Source organism: Rhodococcus sp. IEGM 1318 (assembly GCF_033142465.1).
Lineage (GTDB): Bacteria > Actinomycetota > Actinomycetes > Mycobacteriales > Mycobacteriaceae > Rhodococcus_F > Rhodococcus_F qingshengii_B.
Genome location: NZ_JAWLSC010000001.1, coordinates 118,636 through 139,650 on the forward strand (window position 1 = coordinate 118,636; position 21,015 = coordinate 139,650).

General features: G+C 63.7%; 21 protein-coding genes. 14 read left to right on the top strand and 7 right to left on the bottom strand.

Annotated elements, in window-relative coordinates; translation table 11 throughout:
- Positions 1 to 20: 20 nt before the first annotated feature.
- The gene (locus R4P65_RS00575; RefSeq protein WP_019744408.1) at positions 21 to 518 is read right to left on the bottom strand and encodes a DUF2505 domain-containing protein; all 498 of its coding nucleotides are present in this window, start codon (positions 516 to 518) and stop codon (positions 21 to 23) included.
- Between the two features lie 74 nt (positions 519 to 592).
- On the opposite strand from R4P65_RS00575, the gene R4P65_RS00580 reads away from it, so the two are divergent.
- From R4P65_RS00580 to R4P65_RS00595, 4 genes are all read left to right on the top strand, one after another.
- A complete protein-coding gene (locus tag R4P65_RS00580; protein ID WP_317825099.1) occupies positions 593 to 1,636 on the top strand; it encodes a UDP-N-acetylmuramate dehydrogenase in 1,044 nt (347 codons plus the stop codon).
- Positions 1,637 to 1,668: 32 nt separating this feature from the next.
- Positions 1,669 to 2,865 (top strand): Ig-like domain-containing protein, encoded by a 1,197-nt coding sequence (locus R4P65_RS00585; RefSeq protein WP_317825100.1) that lies wholly within the window; start codon positions 1,669 to 1,671, stop codon positions 2,863 to 2,865.
- Positions 2,866 to 2,993: 128 nt separating this feature from the next.
- The gene (locus tag R4P65_RS00590) at positions 2,994 to 4,529 is read left to right on the top strand and encodes a hypothetical protein (protein WP_317825101.1); all 1,536 of its coding nucleotides are present in this window, start codon (positions 2,994 to 2,996) and stop codon (positions 4,527 to 4,529) included.
- A complete protein-coding gene (locus tag R4P65_RS00595; RefSeq protein ID WP_317825102.1) occupies positions 4,526 to 5,287 on the top strand; it encodes an ESX secretion-associated protein EspG in 762 nt (253 codons plus the stop codon). Before R4P65_RS00590 ends, R4P65_RS00595 begins: the two co-directional genes overlap by 4 nt.
- A gap of 19 nt (positions 5,288 to 5,306) precedes the next feature.
- Here the strand turns inward: R4P65_RS00595 and R4P65_RS00600 are convergent, their stop codons facing one another.
- Positions 5,307 to 6,056 carry an SDR family NAD(P)-dependent oxidoreductase gene (locus tag R4P65_RS00600; RefSeq protein WP_003942076.1) on the bottom strand — a complete coding sequence of 250 codons (750 nt, stop codon included), beginning with the start codon at positions 6,054 to 6,056 and terminating at the stop codon, positions 5,307 to 5,309.
- A gap of 211 nt (positions 6,057 to 6,267) precedes the next feature.
- Complete coding sequence (locus R4P65_RS00605) at positions 6,268 to 7,245, bottom strand: TauD/TfdA family dioxygenase (protein WP_317825103.1); 978 nt, start codon at positions 7,243 to 7,245, stop codon at positions 6,268 to 6,270.
- A 342-nt stretch (positions 7,246 to 7,587) separates the two neighbouring features.
- On the opposite strand from R4P65_RS00605, the gene R4P65_RS00610 reads away from it, so the two are divergent.
- Positions 7,588 to 8,859 carry an ROK family protein gene (locus R4P65_RS00610; RefSeq protein WP_317825104.1) on the top strand — a complete coding sequence of 424 codons (1,272 nt, stop codon included), beginning with the start codon at positions 7,588 to 7,590 and terminating at the stop codon, positions 8,857 to 8,859.
- Between the two features lie 15 nt (positions 8,860 to 8,874).
- Here R4P65_RS00610 and R4P65_RS00615 read toward each other — a convergent pair whose 3' ends face one another.
- Entirely contained in the window at positions 8,875 to 9,234 is a 360-nt protein-coding gene (locus tag R4P65_RS00615; protein ID WP_230816916.1) for a YybH family protein, read from the bottom strand.
- 70 nt (positions 9,235 to 9,304) lie between these two features.
- Here R4P65_RS00615 and R4P65_RS00620 point away from each other — a divergent pair, with 70 nt between their 5' ends.
- The gene (locus tag R4P65_RS00620; RefSeq protein ID WP_317825105.1) at positions 9,305 to 10,174 is read left to right on the top strand and encodes a LysR family transcriptional regulator; all 870 of its coding nucleotides are present in this window, start codon (positions 9,305 to 9,307) and stop codon (positions 10,172 to 10,174) included.
- On the opposite strand, the gene R4P65_RS00625 is transcribed toward R4P65_RS00620, so the two are convergent.
- From R4P65_RS00625 to R4P65_RS00635, 3 genes are all read right to left on the bottom strand, one after another.
- Complete coding sequence (locus R4P65_RS00625) at positions 10,140 to 11,144, bottom strand: tocopherol cyclase family protein (protein WP_317825106.1); 1,005 nt, start codon at positions 11,142 to 11,144, stop codon at positions 10,140 to 10,142. The two genes, R4P65_RS00620 and R4P65_RS00625, sit on opposite strands and share 35 nt — an antisense overlap.
- On the bottom strand, positions 11,141 to 11,533 hold the full coding sequence (locus R4P65_RS00630; RefSeq protein ID WP_003942017.1) for a PaaI family thioesterase: 393 nt from the start codon (positions 11,531 to 11,533) through the stop codon (positions 11,141 to 11,143). The genes R4P65_RS00625 and R4P65_RS00630 overlap by 4 nt, the downstream gene beginning before the upstream one ends.
- A 64-nt stretch (positions 11,534 to 11,597) precedes the next feature.
- Positions 11,598 to 12,371 (bottom strand): PIG-L family deacetylase, encoded by a 774-nt coding sequence (locus tag R4P65_RS00635; protein WP_019744397.1) that lies wholly within the window; start codon positions 12,369 to 12,371, stop codon positions 11,598 to 11,600.
- Positions 12,372 to 12,482: 111 nt separating this feature from the next.
- On the opposite strand from R4P65_RS00635, the gene R4P65_RS00640 reads away from it, so the two are divergent.
- The 8 genes from R4P65_RS00640 to R4P65_RS00675 all read left to right on the top strand — a co-directional run bounded on the left by R4P65_RS00640 (position 12,483) and on the right by R4P65_RS00675 (position 20,974).
- Positions 12,483 to 13,709, top strand: a complete 1,227-nt coding sequence (locus tag R4P65_RS00640; RefSeq protein ID WP_317825107.1) for an MFS transporter — start codon at positions 12,483 to 12,485, stop codon at positions 13,707 to 13,709.
- On the top strand, positions 13,655 to 14,482 hold the full coding sequence (locus R4P65_RS00645) for an alpha/beta fold hydrolase (protein ID WP_230816922.1): 828 nt from the start codon (positions 13,655 to 13,657) through the stop codon (positions 14,480 to 14,482). Before R4P65_RS00640 ends, R4P65_RS00645 begins: the two co-directional genes overlap by 55 nt.
- A 42-nt stretch (positions 14,483 to 14,524) precedes the next feature.
- Positions 14,525 to 15,853: a D-inositol-3-phosphate glycosyltransferase gene (gene mshA / locus R4P65_RS00650; protein ID WP_317825534.1), complete on the top strand. Its 1,329-nt coding sequence runs from the start codon at positions 14,525 to 14,527 to the stop codon at positions 15,851 to 15,853.
- The gene (locus R4P65_RS00655; RefSeq protein WP_003941943.1) at positions 15,850 to 16,347 is read left to right on the top strand and encodes a YbjN domain-containing protein; all 498 of its coding nucleotides are present in this window, start codon (positions 15,850 to 15,852) and stop codon (positions 16,345 to 16,347) included. Before mshA ends, R4P65_RS00655 begins: the two co-directional genes overlap by 4 nt.
- A gap of 139 nt (positions 16,348 to 16,486) precedes the next feature.
- Positions 16,487 to 18,088, top strand: a complete 1,602-nt coding sequence (locus R4P65_RS00660) for an AMP-binding protein (RefSeq protein WP_317825108.1) — start codon at positions 16,487 to 16,489, stop codon at positions 18,086 to 18,088.
- Positions 18,089 to 18,134: 46 nt separating this feature from the next.
- Complete coding sequence (locus R4P65_RS00665) at positions 18,135 to 18,890, top strand: phosphoglyceromutase (protein WP_003941992.1); 756 nt, start codon at positions 18,135 to 18,137, stop codon at positions 18,888 to 18,890.
- A gap of 162 nt (positions 18,891 to 19,052) precedes the next feature.
- Positions 19,053 to 20,288: a sensor histidine kinase gene (locus tag R4P65_RS00670; RefSeq protein ID WP_317825109.1), complete on the top strand. Its 1,236-nt coding sequence runs from the start codon at positions 19,053 to 19,055 to the stop codon at positions 20,286 to 20,288.
- Positions 20,285 to 20,974 carry a response regulator transcription factor gene (locus R4P65_RS00675; RefSeq protein ID WP_317825110.1) on the top strand — a complete coding sequence of 230 codons (690 nt, stop codon included), beginning with the start codon at positions 20,285 to 20,287 and terminating at the stop codon, positions 20,972 to 20,974. Before R4P65_RS00670 ends, R4P65_RS00675 begins: the two co-directional genes overlap by 4 nt.
- Positions 20,975 to 21,015 lie beyond the last annotated feature (41 nt).

Consider the following 21,015-nt stretch of genomic DNA (forward strand, 5'->3'; position numbering starts at 1 on the left):
CTATCGCCGCCCGCAGGATTTTACTTAGCGATCCACTCCCGGGTGAAGTCCTGTTCGGCCTGGATGAGCCGGACAACCTCGTCGACGATCGCGCTTTCGATCTTTCCGCCGAGGAACGGGATCTTGACCTCGACCTCACCCTCGATCTCGAGAGTGGCGGAGTTCTCGTCACCAGTCAGGACCTGCGTGCCCTCGATACGGGCGGGAACACCGTCGACGTGGGCGGAGAAGGTGCCAGTGGCCTTGCCGTCCTTGAAAGGAGCCATCGTCTCACTGCGCTTGATGACGATGTCGCCGTTGACGACCTTCGACACCATGCTCGGGAGATGCTCGGCAGCGATGATCTGCGACATCGTGACCGCGACGGTCTCGTCGCGAACGGTCAGCTCTTCGATCGCCGCGCCGGGACCACCGACAGCGACGATTCGGTCGCGCCAGTACTGCTCGGAGGTCACCGCCTCATGGACCTTCTCGGCGGGGACTGTGTACTTCGACGAATGCTCGATGCGACGGCTCACGATTGTGGAGGCTACCGTTTATCGATGTGTGGGACGTAACCATTGGCAGACGCGTCGTGGAATCAGGCGCTTTCGTGTCCGAGAACGTTGACTTGTCGGGATTGACGACGCTCCGAATCGGAGGACCGGCGCGGCTGCTCGCAGAATGCCCGACGACGCAGTCGTTGATCGACGTCGTGACGCTGCTCGATCGCGAGCAGATCCCGACGCTGATTCTCGCCGGCGGATCGAATCTCGTGATCTCAGACGCGGGATTCGACGGAGTTGTCGTTCGTGTGGCCAACACCACCGTGAGCCTCGACACGGACCGCGTCATTGCCGAAGCGGGCGCAGTGTGGGACGAAGTAGTCGGCCAATCCGTCGCCGCGGAACTGGGCGGCCTCGAATGCCTGTCCGGGATTCCGGGCTCGACCGGTGCGACGCCGGTGCAGAACGTCGGCGCGTACGGTGTCGAGGTGGGCTCGCGGCTTCGGCAGGTTCAATTGCTCGACCGACGCAGCGGCGAAGTGTCGTGGGTCGAACCGTCGAAACTCGAGTTGGGTTACCGGTCGAGCGTTCTCAAGCATTCCGATGCAGCAGTGGTTCTCGCCGTCGAATTCGACGCGTCGACCGACGGACTGAGCGCCCCGCTCGCGTACCGCGAACTGTTCACCGCGCTGGGGGCAGAAGAAGGTGCGCGGTTGCCTGCGTCGCAGGTCCGTGAGGCAGTTCTGGGACTCCGGACAGGCAAGGCGATGGTCCTCGATCCGTACGACCACGACACTTGGAGCGCGGGTTCCTTCTTCACCAACCCCGTGGTGCCGGACGACAAGCTGCCCGCTGTGCTCGGAGCAATAACCGAACAGCTCGGAGACGTCACCGTGCCGCAGTTCCCGGGCAGTGGTGGAACCAAGCTCTCGGCCGGATGGTTGATCGAACGGGCCGGATTCTCCAAGGGTTATCCCGGTGAAGATGCACCGGCCAGGCTGTCGACGAAACACACCTTGGCGTTGACCAACAGAGGGTCGGCAACGAGCGCGGATGTGGTCTCGCTCGCGCGGACGGTTCGCGACGGCGTCGAAGCCGCGTTCGGCGTCCGCCTGGAACCGGAACCGGTAACTGTGGGCTTCACCATCTGATTCCTGACGGAGCCCGCAGGTAGCCTGTTGAAGTGCATGAGCTGGGTGGTCGGAGAAGTCGTTCGCGTCTTGTTGCGTTGGTAGCTGTATTGCTTGCTGTGATGGTGGCCGCCGTCGGCTGCACGATCGGTGGCAAGGACGGACAAGGCGGTGCGGCGGCCGCCGAACCAGCACCTGTTGTGACCGTGGTGTCGACGCCGGCACCGGGTACCAAAGACGTCAGCCCGGTCGCGCCCGTCTCGGTAGCGGTGACCCAGGGAACACTGTCCGACGTCAATCTCAGCAACGCGGCCGGTAAGGCCGTCGCCGGACAACTCTCGCCCGACAAGACGACGTTCACCGTCAGTGAGGCACTCGGCTACAGCACCACGTATTCGTGGTCGGGCTCGGCAACCGGAACCGACGGTAAATCCGTGCCAGTCCAAGGGAGCTTTACGACGGTTGCCCCGGAGTCGACCACCGGCGCCACCCTCAACATCGCCGACGGCCAAGAAGTTGGCATCGCGGCACCGATCACCTTGCAGTTCGACAACTCCGTCGTCGACAAGGCGGCCGTCGAGAAGGCACTTGTCGTGACCACAGTGCCGCCCACCGCCGGATCGTGGGCTTGGTTGGCTGACGACAACGGCGGATCTCGGGCCCATTGGCGCCCGGCCGATTACTGGGTGCCAGGAACGACTGTCCATCTGGATGCCAAGCTCTACGGCTTGAACTACGGCGGTGGCGCCTACGGCGATCAGGATCTCACGCTCGATTTCACGATCGGTCGCAGCCAGATCGTGAAGGCGAATGCACCGAGCCACCGCATGCAGGTGGTGCGCGACGGCCAGACGATCATGGACATTCCCGTCAGTTACGGCGAGGGCAACGAACCCCGAAATGTCACGCGCAGTGGCATTCACATGGTGACCGAGAAGTACGAGGACTTCATGATGTCCAACCCGCCGTTCTACGAGAACGTGCGCGAGCGTTGGGCGGTGCGCATCTCCAACAACGGCGAATTCATCCACGCCAATCCTGAAACCACCGGGGTGCAGGGCTCGTCTAACGTCACGAACGGTTGCATCAACCTGTCGACGTCCGACGCACAGGAGTACTTCGGAACGGCCCTCTACGGTGACCCCGTCGAGGTGACCGGCACGTCGATCGACCTGTCCGCTGCGGACGGCGACATCTACGACTGGGCGATCGATTTGCCGACCTGGAAGTCGATGTCTGCACTGGCATAGATCTCGACTTCTGTGAACCGAGAAATCCGTCGACGAGCGGAACCATCCGGGCGTTGCTTGCGTCAGTACAGGTAAGTGCTGTCGGCTCGGGGGAGTCTGACGGAGGTTTCGACGTCAGGGGGACGGCAGTGGGCATTCCATTTCTGGAAGACATGCTGGGCAGAATTTCCGAAGCGACGCGGGCCGTCCCTTCCGGCGTGGCGGCATTGCCAGTTGTCGGTATTCCTGTCGCGAGCGCAATCGCTACATCTGCTCTGGTTCAATCCGTGACCGACGACCGCGGCGCGTTCGACGGCGAGATGGCTGCTGCCACTGCTGTCGCCGATGCAGAGCGCGCACGAGCCTGGGGTGAGCGCGATGCTCTCACCGCCCAGACCTCGTCACTGGAGTACAGCGAACACGCAATCGTGGACGACGATCCTTTCGATGCGATGTCGCACTCCGAAATCTTCGATCACGTCAATGAGATGGATCCGGCAACCCTGCGTGCAATCGGCGAGGCGTGGAAAGCTATTGCCGGCCGGGTGGAAGCCGGCATCGGGAAGTTCCAGAACGATGTGAACGGCGCGATCACCGAAGGCTGGCAGGGGCGGGGCGGCTCGGCTGCGTTGGAAGCTGTGCTGGCCTACTCGGCAGATGCGGGTGAGCTGAAGGTGCGCGTCGATCTGATCTCGAACAAGATCGAGGAGGCAAAGATCGCACTCGACGAGGCCAAACGCTCGATTCCGGCACCCGACGGCGCCTCGACGGTCGAGAGGTTTCTCAGCTTGGTTCCCGGAGCGACGTGGAAGCAGGCCCAATACGAAGCGGAAGAAGCCGAACGTCAAGCGCGCCAGGTGATGAAGGACATGTATCTGCCGTACATGAAGCGCGCGGACGACCAGGTGCCGATTCTCCCGGCCGCGTTCAATCCGGTCACCGGCAGTGGAGGGGCTGGCAGTGGAGGGTCTGGGGGCGGCGCATTCGGTGGCGGTGGTTCCGGCGGCGGGAACACTTCGGGCTCGGGGAAAGGATCCGGCATGCCGTTCACATCAGGAGACGGAGCGGTTGAAGGGTCGGACGGTGGACACCTCGCCGGTGCACATCAGGCCGGAGACGGTTCCGGTCAGAACCCTTTAGTCCCCAATTCCGGAAATGGTGACAACCGTAGTGGTGTTGACGCCCAAGGGAATTCGGGCGCCGATGCAGCCCGGGGCGCACACGATTCCGGCCCGGCCGAGACTACCGCGGCACATGCCGGCGCGCTGCCGGCCGGTGCAGCGCCAGGTGGCCTGGCAGGTGCAACTCCGAATGGCGCTCAACTCGGTTCCGGATTGCCTTCAGGCCTCATGGGTAGCGGATCGGGTGGTGGCTCCGCAGGTGGAATCGGTACCGGCGGCTTCGGGCCAGGCGGCACCGGAGGTGGCGCTCTCGGCCCTGGCGGCGTGGGCGGCCTCGCCAATGGTGGGCGTGGGGGCGTCAACGGAACCGGCGGTACCTCGCCAACGGGCGCGCAGAGCGGTCGGGGCGCGATGGGTGGCGTCGGCGGCATGGCACCGGGACGCGGACAAGGACAAGGCGAAGACAACGTTCACGACACCCCGGGCTACCTCGTCACGGTCGAGAACGGCAACGCCCTGATCGGCGACCTACCTATGGTCTCCCCGGCGGTGTTGGGCGAATGACAACCAAGCAGTGGCAATTCACCGGCCTCGAATTCCAGATTCTCTGGGAAGCGGTCGGACGTGACCGACTCCCGTACCCGCTGCGGTTTCGTCCGACGGCCGACACCATGAACGAGCTGACAGCGGCACGACGTCGAGCGGGAGCGCACCTGGCTGCCGTGCTCGACGATCGGCTGCATCATGTTCTCGGTGCTCTTGCGAATCCTGATGCTCGTGTGGAGGTTTCCGGTTTTCACGGGCAGAAGATGAGTACGGTGACGCGATTGCACGGTGTTGTTGCCGGCGACCTGGGTGTGCTCCTGACTCAACTGCCCGGCAGGACTGTCGACTGTGGCTCCGACGTGGTTTTCACCGTGGCACGCCCATCTGCAATTCCGCAGATGCTCGTCGATCACCTGCCAACCTGCCCCGCTGGATCGGAGCGTGGCCTGAGCATCGAAAGGCCGAAAACTGCTGGGAGGCAGAGCTTTCTGAGCAGCGCCGCCGGTGCGCGCGGGAGCGAGGAAGTGAGCAGATTCTTCGGCCGAGAGCGGATCTCGATCGGTGAAGTCACCGCATACCCGGGAGGAGCCGTCGACAGCAGGCCGACCGACGACGGAATAACTTTTCACTGGTACGACTATGCTGGTGACGGTCGGTACATCATCGCCGCGGGTGAAACCGTGAGTGCCCGCGGCGCTTCTGCGGAAGTGACGGAGGCCGAGATTGCACGCAATCTCGACTCCGTCCTCCGTCAGTCGATTTGCCCGAGGCTCTAGCTGTTCGGTGCGATTCGAACTAGCTGGTGGTGCGGTGGAACCGACCGGGGCTTGCCTGATCCCGCGGCTTGACGATGATCTGATCGAGGTTCACGTGTGACGGCCGCGACGCGACAAAACCGATGATCTCGGCGATGTCCTGCGCCACCAACGGTGTGATTCCCTCGTACACCTTGTCGGCCTTGTCCTGATCGCCTTCGAACCGGACGAGTGAGAACTCCGTCTCGACGGCTCCCGGCGCAATTTCGGTCAGACGAACGGGCTTGCCCAACAGTTCACCGCGCAATGTCCGATGAAGGACGGCTTGAGCGTGCTTGGCGGTGGTGTAACCCGAGCCGTTGTCGTATGCCTCCAGCGCGGCCACAGAGGTGATGGTCACGACCAGACCATCACCCGAATCGATCAGCTTGGGCAACAGTGCCTTCGTCACACGCAACGTGCCCAGGACATTGGTCTCCCACATCCACCGCCAGTCGTCCAGATCGGCGTCCAGGACCGTCGCCAGGCCCTTCGCGCCACCCGCGTTGTTGACCAACACGTCGACACGGGGGACCACGGCGGCAAATGCGTCGACGGAATCCTCGTCGGTGACGTCGAGTTCGAGCGCGGTACCACCGATCTCCTCGGCGATCTTCTCGAGACGATCGACGCGGCGAGCACCGATAACGACGTGGAATCCCTGAGCTGCCAGGGTGCGGGCGGTGGCCTCACCGATTCCGGAGCTGGCTCCGGTGACTACGGCGATGCGGGCATCGGAAGAAATGGTCATGAAGCAATCGTAGGGCTAGTCGGCGGCATACTCTGCTTCCCGTTCGATGGATTCGATGTGACGACGCGGTACTTGTATCCGACCAGGTGTGTAGGTGACGGCGCGCAGAGTGATCGGGGAGTCGGGGCCGAATCGGCTGCGGTGCGGCCGATTCGGCCCTCGAAGCCTTCGCAACCGCGGGAATGCGGAGGAAGGGCGGAATCCGGTGAAGTCATGGGAGAGTCGAGGCACCTTCGATAATCGAGTATTCGGAAGCGTCGCCGGCGATGCTGCTGCTTCGTTCCCCGTGGATGTTGACCGGAATGTCACCGGCAAGTGTGATGCGCTCCAGACGGCGGTACTGATCGTCGTAGTCGGCGATCGCGTAGTGCTGGGTGGCGCGGTTGTCCCAGATGGCGACATCACCGGCCGCCCAGTTCCAGCGCGTCGTGTACTCGAGTTTGATGGCGTGATCCTGCAGGAGCTTGAATACACCGTTCGACTGTTCGGTGCTCAACCCGACGAAGTTCTTGACAAAGTGTCCGAGGACGAGCGTGCGTTCTCCGGTTTCGGGGTGGACACGAACCACTGGGTGTTCCGTCTCGAAGTACGTGGACTGGAACTCTTCGCGGTAGGCGGCCGTGCGATCTTCGGTGAGCCGCTCGGCGCTGGTGGCCGCGTAGTCGTAGACGTTCGTGTGGCGAGCCCAGAGGTTCTCCGCGAGCACCTTGAGCGGATCCGGCAGTCCGTTGTACGCGGCTACCCCTGACGCCCACGTCGTGGAACCGCCGTATTCGGGTAGCTGCACCGCGCGCAGGATCGACGCCTTGGGGATGCGATCGACGAAGGTGACGTCGGTGTGCCAACTGTTGGCCTTGCCGAGGTCCGAATCGATGGGGAGGACTTTTGCGCCGTGCGACTTCACCGTGGGGTGGGCAGTGGTCGGGGTGCCCAGCAGCTGGGCGAACTCGTACTGCGAATCGTTGTCGAGGTGGTCTTGACCCCGGAAGAAGATCACCTTGTGTTCGAGAAGTGCCTGTCGGATGAGCGAGATCGTCGCCGGGTCGAGATGCCCGCCGAGAGTGATTCCGTCGATTCGGGCGCCGATATGCGCGCCGAGGGTGGTGACAGTGCCGCGAGCGGCGTCAACGGCCGCTCCGTTCGTTGATGCCGCATTCGTGAGGGTCGGCTTGGCGAAAGCTGTAGACATGGTGCACCTTTCGTGGGGAGTGTGCCCACCCAAACACGCGAGATTTCGCCCCGACAGGGTTGCGTTCAGTGTGATCGTTACCGCACCTGATTTGTGAATCTCCCTGAAGCTGCTACTTTTGGAGCCATGTCGACCGACCAGCCTGCCGCTTTGCGGGTCACCTATGTGACCGCTGCGCTTGGTTCGCGTCTGCCTCTGGCGCGAGAGCTGTGTTGTCGCCGCCGTTCTTTCTGCAGCTAATTTCTGCGCCTTTTCTGTCTATTTCTTCTTGTGACCAGTGGAAACGCTGATTTCTCGGTCGACAGAGATATGCGCCTTCTCCTCCTTCTGCAAGGGACAGCCATGTCGACACCCACAATCTCCGCCATTCCGAGCATCCGATCGCGAACCGCGCTATCGGGAACCCGGACCCGTACCCAGATAGTTGCGCCCGAACTGCGCATTGCCGACGGTCCGTCCGCGACGGTGTTGCGCATTGCTCGATCCCGCGGGCCGCTCTCACGTGACACCGCGGCAAAGGCATCAGGACTGAGCATCGCCACAGTGAACCGGCAGGTCACGAGCCTGCTGGACCTCGGGATCCTGCGCGAACGCGCAGACCTGACGGCCTCCGGCGCCATCGGGCGTCCGCGGGTTCCGTTCGAGGTCAATCACGAGCCGTACCTGACCGTCGGCATCCACATCGGTGCCGTAGTCACCAGCATCATCGCCAGCGACATTCGTGGCAAGGTGCTCGGCGCCGTCGAGATTCCGACGCCCGCCACCAATTCCGCTGTCGCACTTGCCACCATTGCGCGGTCGGCCAAATCGTTTGCCTCACGGTGGCACAAGCGTCGCCCGCTCGCCGTCGGCGTGGCAATCGGCGGTCGCGTCGATTCAGCGACCGGAGTAGTCGATCACCCGCGCCTGGGGTGGAAGGGCGCCAAGGTCGGGTCCATCATCGGGGCCGGCTTGGACCTCCCCGTTTCGGTTGCCGCACACGTCGAGGCGATGGCCGCGTCGGAACTTCTGCTCAGTAACGACCGCGCCGAGGCTCCGACACCGGGAACCACCGGTCTGTACTTCTACGCCCGTGAAACCGCCGGTATCGCAATCACTTTCGAAGGACGAGTGCACACCCCGTCCAGCGGGCCCGGTTCGATCGCGCACCTCCCCACCGGCTCGTCGGCGCGGTGCACCTGCGGCGCGGTGGGTTGCTTGGAAGCGACGATCAGCGACCGCGCGGTCGTCGCGCAGGCGCTGTCTTCGGGCGCAGTGATCCAGGGCAGTGAGCGTGTCACGATCGCCGATGTCTATCGTGCTGCGTCGGCGGGTTCCATTCCGGCCCACGAACTTCTGGTCGACCGGGCGCGCGTGCTCGGCCGGACAGTGGCGATGTTGCGTGACCTGTTCAACCCGGATCGGGTGATCCTCGGTGGTCAGGCGTTCACCGACTACCCGGCCGGCGTGCCGCACGTCGCCGAGGCTTTCTCGTCGGCATCCTCCTTGGAGCGCAAGGACATTCGTATCACCGGTTTCGGCAATCGCGTTCAGGAATACGCCTCGACGGTCGTGTCACTGAGCTCGCTGTTCGCCGACCCGGCGGCGGCCATGCGGCGTGCGTCGGCCGTCTGACTGCGAAGAAGGCAGTCAGAGTTCCGGTCGATCGAGCACCCTCAACCATGAACCGTCGGGCTGGCGGCGCGCCACCTGTGTGCGTCCGCCGGTTCCGTCGGAAGGTTTGGTCGAGGTCATGGCGAGGTCATCGCTGATCACGGTCGGTAGGGCGTCTTCGACGGTGAATGTCGGTGCCGCTGCGAGCATCTGAGAAATCACTTCGCGGATAGCCTGACGGCCGATCGTGAGGGATCCGGGTGGAAACGCCATCACAGCGTTTTCCTCGTACAGTCCGGCGACAGCGTCTGCGTTTCCGGCGTTCGCGAACTGGACGAAGAGTCGGGCAATGTCTTCGGGGGTTGCGGCCCTCTGAACTTCATGTGTTGTTGTCATGCTTCCATCGTGCAAGCACAGTTTCGATAAGTCCAAGATCTAGTTTGTCTCAAAGCTAGAATCAACAGTTATGGAACTTCGGCAGCTCGAATACTTCGTCGCGGTAGCGGAGGAAGCCAATTTCACCCGCGCCGCCGAGCGGCTTCACGTGGCCCAGCCGGGTGTGAGTGCGCAGGTCAAAAGACTGGAACGTGAGCTGGGGCAAGAGTTGCTCGATCGTAGTGGTCGAACCGTTCGTCTGACCGACGCCGGGCGAGCCGTCCTCCCACACGCCCGCGCTGCACTTGCTTCCGTGCAAAGCAGTCGCGACGTTGTCGACGCCCTGAACGGACTGGTTCGGGGCTCCGTTTCGGTCGGGATGGTCACCGCCTGCGCTTCCGCCGATCTGACCGATCTGCTCAGTCGTCTACACACCAGGCACCCAGGTTTGGACATTTCGCTTGCCGAGGACGATTCGCGCAGCCTGCTTGCCGGAGTGGTGGACGGAACCTTCGACATAGCCGTCATCGGGGTTGCGGGTGAGCTACCGGAAGGCCTCGAATCGAGGGTGATCACCGACGAACGACTGGTGGCCGGAGTGGCGGCGGATCATCCGCTGGCCGAGTTGTCGTCTCTGCCGTTTGCCGAACTCGCCATACGATCGGTCATCTGTCTTCCGGAGGGAACCGGTATCAGGACGTGTCTGGACTTCGCGTGCGCCGCGGCCGGCACGAAGCCGACGGTTGCGCTCGAGGCAAGCAACCTCGGCATCATCGTTTCGTTGGCCGCACAGGGGCTGGGAATGGCTGTGCTTCCCGAGTCGGCGGTAGGGGAGTTGCATCGGATCGATCTCGAGCCTGAAGCTCGATCTCGGTTGGAATTGGTCTGGCGTTCGTCGGGCGGCAAGAACCCGGCGGCATCCGCTCTCATCGATCTTGCGAGAGCTGTTCCCTCCGAGTGAGTTCGGCCTGCGCCCGATCCAATCCGCCGTGCTCGAGAGCGGCCAATCGTGATCGGTCCTTCCAGACTATGGTTCCGCGTCGCCGGACGATAACCGACATGGTTCCACCGAGATGCTCGAGCGCTCCGGGTACGTTTCGACGCTCGGCAGGAATGGGTACCGGAAGTACGTGCGCGTCGGCGATGGGCGCGGTCCCGTCGATGTCGACGCTCCACTTTCGGCTGTAACCCCGAAGCGTCCAGCGATCGTCGGACACGGTCGTCTCCACCTGTGACGTCAGCGGATTGCCCAACCGCAACACCGTGCCGTCTGGCAAGGCGACTACCACGGCGGTGACTTCGGTGCGCAGAGGCCCGGCGCTGACCTGGCCGCCGGCGAACGCCACGCAGGCCCGTGGATCGGTGAATCCCTGGGCCTGCCCCCACCACCAGGATTCCGGGAATCCTCCCTTTCCCCAGTTCTTCTCGCCGTACACCTGTGCTCCGGTGAGATCCCAGCTGTGCCCGTCGATGACGGCGCTTCCCTCGACCCGGCCGCCGAGAAGCCACGGATGCCAGTACTGATTGAGCGCGGGAACAGATTGGAAGTAGCTCGATCCGCCGAAGCGGCGGTGCGGCCAGAATCGCTGATTACTGATCCGCACATCGAGATGGCTGTCGCCGAAATCGACCTGCAGTTGATCGGCGTTGCCACAGAAAGCGTTGTCGGCGTGAGCGCCCAGGATGCGGGGATCGGCCGATCCACCCGGGTACTCGGCGGTCCGGAGGAATCCGCCCGGATGCGCCGCGAGACCGAGCGTCGACCAGTTGCCACCGTCGGACTTGTTGATTCCGGCGAGCGCAATCACCACCCGTCCGGTCTCCGGCATCGTGAATCGCCAGAAGTAACCTTCCATCGCAACGTCATGGGAGGCAAGCAGATTGCCGAACGGAAGGGTGGCACCGGAGGCGCGGTACGAGGGAAGCTTCACGGTCCCAGAACTGCCTGTGATGCGGTGACCTGAGCGACGAGGCGGCCCTCGTCGTCACGAATCTCGGTCACGACCGCGACGGTGCTGCGTCCCGCGTGCAATGGACGGGCAGTTGCGGTGACCGTGCCTTTGCGAACCCCACGGGTGAACACGGTCGACGAACTGGTGGTGGACGTACTTGCCCCGGGCGGAAGATTGAGGAATGCACAGACGGCGCCGACGCTGTCTGCCAGCGTCATCAAGGCGCCGCCGTGCATTCCGTTGCCGGCGGTGGTGCGGTGGCTGTCCCAATCCAGATGGCCGACAACCTGTTCGGGTGCCGCGCTGTCCAACTGAATTCCGGTGTGAACTGCAAAAGGCATGCTCGCGACAAGTTGTTCGAGGTCCATGCCTACCGATGGTAACGAGCCGCCGAAACCTCCGTCGGGACTTCGGTTTATCGAAGGTGAAGACTCAGAGGGGAAGGGCGGTTTCCGACAGTCCCTCCGGCGCGTTTCGGCGACGGAACCACTCGGTACCGAATGCCGCGGCGAGTTGCTCCGTCGGCATTTCCAGGAACGGGCCGAAATCGCCGACCTGCGTTGCGTGCGCGTACATGGCCGCACGCTTGGACGAGATCACCGAACTGACATCGACGGCGGTGGTGAGTTGGTCTGCCGGAAGCCCGAACGATTCGATATCCGGCGGCTGCGCCTCCTCAGTCCACTCGGGGTTGGCCTGCATCAGCATCTTCATGTGATCGCGGTTGGTGGACGCTTCGTAGACGAACGGCGTGCCCGCGAGTTCCGCAGCCCGAACTCCGACGTGGTGAACCTGGATGTGATCCGGGTGCCCGTATCCGCCGTTGGGGTCGTAGATGGTCAGGACATCGGCGTTCTCCTCACGAAGAACCTCGGCCAGACGCTCGGCTGCCTTCTCGACGTCGACGTTGCAGAACGCTTCCGGATTCTCGTTCTCGGGCGTACCCACCATCCCCGAATCCGGGTAGTGCAGGGACACGACGCGATTGGCGCCCAACGCGTCGGTGGACGCCTCGAGCTCACGGCTGCGGCGCTGAGCCAATGTCTCGTATTCGTCCAACAGTCCGTCGGGGAATTCACCGAGAGCACCGTCGGTAGCGGTGACGACTACGACGCGGTGACCTGCGTCGGCGGCCATTCTCATCACGCCGCCCGTTGTGAAAACTTCGTCATCGGGATGGGCGTGGAAACACACCAGGACACTCATTCGCGCAATCGTAAGGCAAGTTACCGACAGGTCAACCCGAGCGCACAGTGAAAACGATTTGTCGAGTCGGCCTCGACTCTGTGAACCTTGTTCAGTGCACGAGAAGCTGACATGAGCGAATCCACCAACAAAGGCCTGCTGAGCGCCTACCGCGAGATATTCTCGGCCCCCGGATCGGTCGCATTCTCGGCCGCCGGATTTGTCGCAAGGCTGCCGATCGCGATGATCGGCATCGGAATCGTGACGATGATCTCGCAACTTCGTGGTGACTACGCGCTCGCCGGCGCGCTCGCCGCGGTTTTTGCGCTCTCGTCGGCGATCATCGCGCCCGCAGTCTCGCGCGCGGTCGACCGCTTCGGACAGAGGGCGGTCCTGCCGATTGCCGCGGCCGTAAGCGTCACCGCGATCGGGGCTCTGTTGCTCGCAGTCCGGATGGAAGCGCCCGACTGGCTGCTTTTCGTCCTGGTAATTCCCGGCGGCGCCACCCCGACGATCGGGGCGATGATTCGCGCCAGGTGGGTCGCGATCTACGTCGGAAAACCTCAGCTGCGCGCCGCCTTCGCCTTCGAATCGGTGGTGGACGAGCTCTGCTTCGTGGCGGGCCCGGTCATCTCGGTGGGTCTGAGCATCGGGCTCTTCCCCGAGGCTGGACCACTTGCAGGGTTGATTCTGCTGGTCACGGGGACCCTGCTGCTGGTCATCCAGCGCGGAACGGAGCCGAAGGTGCATCCGCGTCGACCCGGCCGCGGACGGTCGGTACTCGGTAACCACGTGATGTGGATCGTCATCGTGATCATGGTGATGCTCGGAACGATCTTCGGCGTCATCGACGTCGGCGCCATCGCGTTCACCGAGGAACAGAATTCACCTGGCTCCGCGACGCTGGTCCTCGCGTTGTTCGCCGGCGGTTCGGGAATCGCGGGACTGATCTTCGGATCGATGCACCCGGCGCGATCGCTGCGTGGGCAATTGATGATCGCGTCCGCCGCGGTCGCCCTTCTCAGCGTCCCGCTTCTCCTGGTCGGAAACGTGGCCGCACTTGCGGGCGCGTACGTCCTGGCCGGCGCGACCATCGCTCCGACGCTCATCATCGCGACAGCCCTGGTCGAGCAGATCGTCCCACCGGAAAAGCTCACGGAGGGAATGACCCTGACGGTCACCGGTCTGGGCGTCGGCGTGGCGCTCGGCTCTGCGCTGGCCGGGCAACTGATCGACCGCTACGACGTCTCCTCCGCCTACATGCTCGCCGTCGGCGCCGCAGTCGCAGCCTCTATCGTGACGGCATGTCTATTCGTGAAGCCGTCAGCGTCGACGGCACGTCCATCGTCTATCGAGTAACCGGAAATTCGGCGGGGACCCCGCTGGTGCTGCTGCACGGCTGGGCTCAGTCGTCACAGTGCTGGGGGGAGCAGGTCCTCGCGGACCTGGCAGAGGACTACCGCTTGATCGCCGTCGATCTGCGCGGCCACGGTTACTCCGATGCGCCCGAATCCGGATACGACGACTCCGCGAACTGGGCCGGCGACGTCGCGGCGGTTCTCGCTGCCGAAGGCGTCACCGAGAACGCGATCCTGCTCGGCTGGTCGTACGGCGGTCTGGTGATCTGCGATTACCTGGCAGCGCACGGAACCGGAGCGGTGGCGGGTGCGGTTTTGGTCGGTGCGATCACCAGCATCGGGCGCGGTGAGAAGGGCGGCAAGGTCGGCTCGGCGATGCGGAGTGCGGTTCCCGGCGCGATGTCCGAAGATCCCCGCGAGGCGATCCGGGCACTCGGTGCTTTCGGCAACGCGCTCACCGGCCCACCCGAGGGCAAGGGCGCAGCGTCGCAGGCATTGTTCGGGTACAGCCTTTCGACGCGTCCGCGGGTGCGCGCAGCGTTGTTCAACCGTGCCGTCGGTCACGACGACCTGCTCCGCAACCTGGACATCCCGGTCCTCGTTCTGCACGGAACCGAGGACTCCGTCGTCGACGTGAGTGCAGGTAAGCACGCCGAGGAATTGATTCCCAAGTCGCAGGCGTCGTACTGGGAAGGCTGCAATCACGGCCCGTTCGTGGAGGATCCGACACGATTCGTGTCCGAAGTCCGAACCTTCATCTCGAGCCTCGGTTAGAGTTCGCGCCCGGTGAGGGGGCAGTATGGAGTGGTGACGCCCATGCACATTTCGCGCCCTCGCCGGGTGGCCGTTCTCTCGGTCCACACCTCGCCATTGGCGCAACCCGGCACCGGTGACGCGGGGGGGATGAATGTCTACGTTCTGCAATCCGCCGTTCAGCTCGCCAAACGTGGCGTCGAGGTGGAAATATTCACCCGCGCGACGTCTTCCGCGGACGCGCCCGTCGTGGACGCCGCTCCCGGGGTGCGGGTTCGCAACATCGCGGCCGGTCCCTTCGAAGGACTGGACAAGGCAGATCTCCCGACTCAACTGTGTGCCTTCGTCGCGGGAGTTCTTCGGGAGGAAGCGCGACGCGAACCCGGGTACTACAGCCTGATTCACTCGCACTACTGGTTGTCCGGGCAGGTCGGCTGGCTGGCCCGCGACCGTTGGGGCGTGCCCCTCGTCCACACCGCTCACACCCTCGCGGCAGTGAAGAATCTTTCGCTGGCCGAGGGGGACACCCCGGAGCCCGCAGCACGGCAGATCGGCGAGCAGCAAGTTGTCGCCGAATCCGATCGGCTGGTCGCCAACACCACCGACGAAGCCAAAGCGCTGCACGAGTTGTACGGCGCAGATCCCACGCGTATCGACGTTGTTGCGCCGGGCGCCGACCTCACCCGCTATCGACCAGGTGACCGCGATGCTGCCCGCGCGTTGTTGGGATTGAACCCCAGCGAAGTGGTCGTGACATTCGTCGGCCGCATCCAACCGCTCAAAGCGCCGGACGTGCTGTTGCGTGCTGCAGCAGAAGTGATCAGCCGCCGGCCCGGTTTGCCCCTGCGCATCCTTGTTGTCGGTGGGCCTTCCGGCACCGGTCTCGCGCGGCCGGACGTGTTGATCGAACTGGCACGTTCGCTCGGCATCACGGCGCAAGTGACGTTCTTGCCGCCGCAGGCACCAGAGCGTCTCGCCGATGTCTACCGTGCCTCGGATCTGGTTGCGGTGCCGAGCTATTCGGAGTCCTTCGGGTTGGTCGCCATCGAAGCTCAAGCCTGCGGGACCCCGGTGATCGCCGCCGATGTCGGCGGACTGGGAGTGGCCGTACGCAACGGTGAGACGGGCCTGCTGGTTCAAGGACACCGCACCGAAGACTGGGCCGGCGCCCTCGAATCTTTGGTGACAACGCCGACGCGCTTGTCCGAACTCGCCGCGCAGGCACCGCGTCACGCCGAGAATTTCTCGTGGGAACACACCGCGGACGGTTTACTCGAGAGCTATCGCAAAGCCGCAGTCAACTACAACAACGGAACCGGTCCCAGCGACTTCTCGCCCCGCCGTGCGCGGGGTCTGTGGCGTCTGCGCCGGACCGGGGGAGTGCGTACATGAGCAGCATTTCGGACACTATCGAGCAGGCCCTCACCGAGCGCGAACTCGAGTTCACCAGGAAAGACGACGCGCATTTCATCGTCGAACTTCCCGGCGAGCACAAACTCAAGACGTCGACTCTGCTCACCGTCGGCAATCACGGCGTGCGGGTCGAGGCATTCGTGTGCCGCAAGGTGGACGAGAACTTCGAAGGCGTCTACAAGTTCTTGCTCAAGCGCAACCGCCGTCTGTACGGGGTGGCGTACACGCTCGACAAGGTCGGGGACATCTACCTGGTCGGCAAGATCGCGGAGCATGCCGTGACCGGCGATGAACTCGATCGAGTGCTCGGTCAGGTTCTCGAAGCCGCCGACGGCGATTTCAACGTCATCCTCGAACTCGGTTTCTCTTCGTCGATCAAGCGTGAGTGGGCGTGGCGGGTGTCGCGAGGTGAGTCGCTGGCGAATCTCGAACCGTTCAAGCACCTCATCGAGGAGGAGCCCGCGCAAAGCTGACAGAGCGGGGTGAGACACATTGCTGATGTGTCACGTAAAGTGACCTTTACTTGTGACTGTCATCACGGAATAATACTGTTCCCGTGAGTCACAGTAAGTTGGTCACACCACCCTGCCGCGCAACTTTTCGAGGAGCACAGTGAGCTTCAAGAGTCCGTTCCCCGACGTTGAAATCCCCAACCTCAGCGTCTACGACTTCCTGTTCGGAAACACCGACCCCGCAGACCTCGACAAAACGGCATTCGTCGAGGGCAGTTCTGGCGCAGTCACCACATACGCTTCGCTGATCGCACAGATCAACGGCGTTGCAGGCGCTCTCGCAGCGCGCGGACTCGCCGTCGGAGACGTGGTCGGGTTGCATTCGCCCAACGTCCCGGCCTTCGGATCCGTCTTCCACGGCATCCTTCGTGCCGGTGGTGTCGCGACCACCATCAACGCTCTCTACACCGCCGAGGACATCGCCAAGCAGCTCACCGATTCCAAGGCCAAGTTCCTCTTCACCGTCTCGCCGCTGCTGCCGCAGGCCAAGGCAGCCGCCGATCAGGTCGGCATCCCCGCTGAGAACGTGTTCGTGCTCGACGGCGCCGAAGGCCATCTGTCGCTGCGAGATCTGCTCGGCGAGGGTGCAGCGGCGCCCGAGATCTCCTTCGACCCGGCCACCCAGCTCGCGGTGCTGCCGTACTCGTCGGGCACCACCGGCCGGCCCAAGGGCGTCATGCTCACCCATCGCAATCTCGTGGCCAACGTCTGCCAGATCATCCCGCGGATGGGGATCGAGACCGACGACAAGATCCTCGCGGTCCTGCCGTTCTTCCACATCTACGGCATGACGGTGCTGCTCAACGCCGCGCTGTATCGCCGCGCGAGCCTCATCACGATGCCGAAGTTCGATCTCGTCGAGTTCCTGCGGATCGTCGCCGAGCAGAAGTCGACGTACATCTTCGTCGCGCCGCCCGTTGCCGTCGCGCTGGCCAAGCACCCACTGGTCGACCAGTACGACCTCTCGAGCGTGCACACCATCTTCTCCGGTGCGGCCCCGCTCGACGCGGCGCTCGGCAAGGCCGTCGCAGACCGCTTGAAGTGCCACGTCCGCCAGGGCTACGGCATGTCCGAGATGAGCCCCGTCTCGCACGCGATCCCGTTCGATCGTGACGACATCGCACTCGACACCTGCGGTCCCACCATCGCCAACATGGAATGCAAGCTCGTCGACCCGGGAACGGGCGAAGAGGTCGCGTACCCGGCACTCGGCACGGACGGGGTCAGCGAGCCCGGTGAACTGTGGTGCAAGGGCCCGAACATCATGGTGGGCTACCTCGGCAACGACCAGGCCACCAAGGACACCCTCGACGACGACGGTTACCTGCACACCGGTGACATCGCGACCGTCGACGGCGACGGCGTCGTCAAGATCGTCGATCGACTCAAGGAACTGATCAAGTACAAGGGCTACCAGGTTCCCCCGGCCGAACTCGAGGCTCTGCTGCTGACGCATCCGCAGATCGCCGACGCCGCCGTGATCGGTGTGCTCGACGCCGAGGGTGAAGAGGTACCGAAGGCATTCGTCGTGCTCCAGGACGGCGCCGAGTTGACCGAAGCCGAGGTGATCTCGTTTGTCGCCGAGCGCGTCTCGCCGCACAAGAAGGTCCGCCAGGTTTCGTTCATCAGCACCGTGCCGAAATCCGCGGCCGGAAAGATCCTCCGCAAGGATCTGCGAACTGCGGAAGTAGCCTCGAGCTGATTTCCAGACAGGGTTGATCAAGAAGGGTTCCGGTACTCGTGCCAGGATGAACGCCATGAGTATCGGAACCCTGGTCCTGCTCCGCCACGGCGAGAGCGAATGGAATGCACTCAATCTGTTCACCGGCTGGGTGGACGTACACCTGACAGACAAGGGCATGGCCGAAGGCAAGCGCGCCGGCGAACTGCTCGCCGAGCACAACCTGTTGCCCGACGTTCTCTACACGTCTCTCCTCCGCCGTGCGATCAGCACCGCCAACCTCGCACTCGACGCCGCCGATCGCCACTGGATCCCGGTAGTTCGCGACTGGCGCCTCAACGAGCGCCACTACGGCGCTCTCCAGGGCAAGAACAAGGCTCAGACCAAGGAAGAGTACGGAAACGAGCAGTTCATGCTCTGGCGTCGTAGCTACGACACCCCGCCGCCCGCCATCGAAGCCGGCAGCGAGTACAGCCAGGACACCGATCCTCGGTACGCAAACCTCGACGAGGTTCCCTTGACCGAGTGCCTGCTCGACGTCGTCAAGCGCCTGATCCCGTACTGGGAGGACACCATCTCGCAGGAGCTGCTCGCCGGCCGGAACGTGCTGGTCACCGCGCACGGCAACTCGCTGCGTGCATTGGTCAAGCACCTCGACGGCATTTCCGACGAGGACATCGCGGGCCTGAACATCCCGACCGGCATCCCGCTGCGCTACGACCTCGACGAGAACCTGAAGCCCCTCAACCCGGGTGGCACCTACCTGGATCCGGAGGCCGCCGCTGCCGGCGCCGCCGCGGTGGCGAATCAGGGCGGAAAGTAGCAACCCGATGATGTGCGTCGAGGCCCCCCGAACAGTGTTTTCGGGGGGCCTCGGCCAACAACAGATGAACGACGAACCAACGCCGTCCACCTGGCGGATTACGTGGGCGGGAACGTCCGAACCCGCCGTAACCGACACTTCGCGCGAACGTACGATTGCGCCGTGAGTGTCGTGATTGCAATGCTGCTGGTCGTGGTCGCCGGCTTGGTCGGCTACCTCGTCGGCGGGGTGCTGGTGCCAAGGCTGTCGTCGCGCCAGAGTCAGCGCTCCGACGAACAGACCGGGCTCACGATGTCCCAGGTCCTCGACCTCATCGTGCTGGCGTCGGAAAGCGGCATCGCCGTCGTCGACGGTTTCCACGACGTCGTTCTCTTCAACCCTCGCGCCGAAGAACTCGGCCTGGTCAAAAATCGTCTGGTGGACGAGCGAGCGTGGCGGGCAGCGCAGGAAGTCCTGCGGACAGGTCAGACCGTCGAGGTGGATCTGACAGCGCAGACCGCGCAGCGCGGCCGCGACAAGATTGCCGTTCGTGGCACCGCTCGGCTGCTCAGCAAGGACGACCGCAACTTCGTGGTTCTGTTCGCCGACGACGATTCCGAGCAGGTCCGCATGGAGGCGACACGACGCGATTTTGTCGCGAACGTCAGCCACGAACTGAAGACCCCGGTCGGCGCGATGAGTTTGCTCGCGGAGGCACTGCTCGAATCCGCCGACGATCCGGAGTCGGTGCGCCACTTCGGCGAACGGGTACTCGGTGAGTCGATTCGTCTGGGCAAGATGGTCACCGAGTTGATTGCTCTCTCGCGTTTGCAAGGTGCCGAGAAGCTGCCGGATCTCGACGTGGTCGACGTCGACACGGTGGTGTCCGAGGCGCTGTCGCGGGCGAATCTGTCGGCCGAGGCCGCCGGGATCACCGTCACCACCGACCATCCGAGCGGGCTCGAGGTGCTCGGGGATCAGACCCTTCTCGTGACTGCACTGTCCAACCTCATCGAGAACGCTATTGCTTACTCGCCCAAGGGTTCTCCGGTGTCTGTCAGTCGGTCGGTGCGAGGCGACAATGTCGCGATCGCGGTCACCGACCGAGGTGAGGGCATCGCGAAAGCGGATCAGGAGCGAGTGTTCGAGAGATTCTTCCGCGTGGACAAGGCGCGGTCACGGCAGACCGGTGGAACTGGTCTGGGGCTGGCGATCGTCAAACATGTCGCGGCCAATCACAACGGCTCCATCGAACTGTGGAGCAAACCGGGAACAGGGTCTACCTTCACGTTGCAGATACCGGCACACGTGGAGTCGGACGACGACATCGACTCTGACGACGCGGGAACCGCCGGTTCTACGCGGATCGGCAGACGAGAACAAGGCAGTAGAGAAAACGGCATGGAGGCCAAACGATGACGAGTGTGCTGATCGTGGAGGACGAGGAGTCCTTGGCGGACCCGCTGGCGTTCCTGCTCCGCAAGGAAGGCTTCGAGACCACCATCGTCAACGACGGACCGTCGGCGTTGGCGGAATTCGATCGCTCCGGAGCGGACATCGTCCTGCTCGACCTCATGCTGCCCGGCATGAGTGGCACGGACGTCTGCAAGGCGCTGCGGTCGCGTTCCGGCGTTCCCGTCATCATGGTGACGGCGCGCGACAGTGAGATCGACAAGGTCGTCGGCCTGGAACTCGGTGCGGACGACTATGTGACCAAACCGTATTCGGCGCGCGAGCTGATCGCCCGCATCCGTGCGGTGCTGCGCCGCGGGGTGGAGAACGAGGCAGACCTCGCCTCCGACAACGGTGTGCTCGAGGCCGGACCGGTACGGATGGACGTCGAGCGTCACGTCGTGCAGGTCTCCGGTAACCCGGTGACGTTGCCGCTCAAGGAGTTCGACCTCCTCGAGTACCTGCTCCGCAACTCCGGCCGGGTGCTGACCCGCGGACAGTTGATCGACCGCGTCTGGGGAGCCGACTACGTCGGTGACACCAAAACCCTTGACGTACACGTGAAACGGTTGCGTTCGAAGATCGAATCGGATCCGGCCAAGCCGGAACATCTGGTCACCGTCCGCGGATTGGGCTACAAGCTCGAAGCGTGATCGAACCTCGTCGAGAAGAAATGTCGAGAAAGACTTCAGCC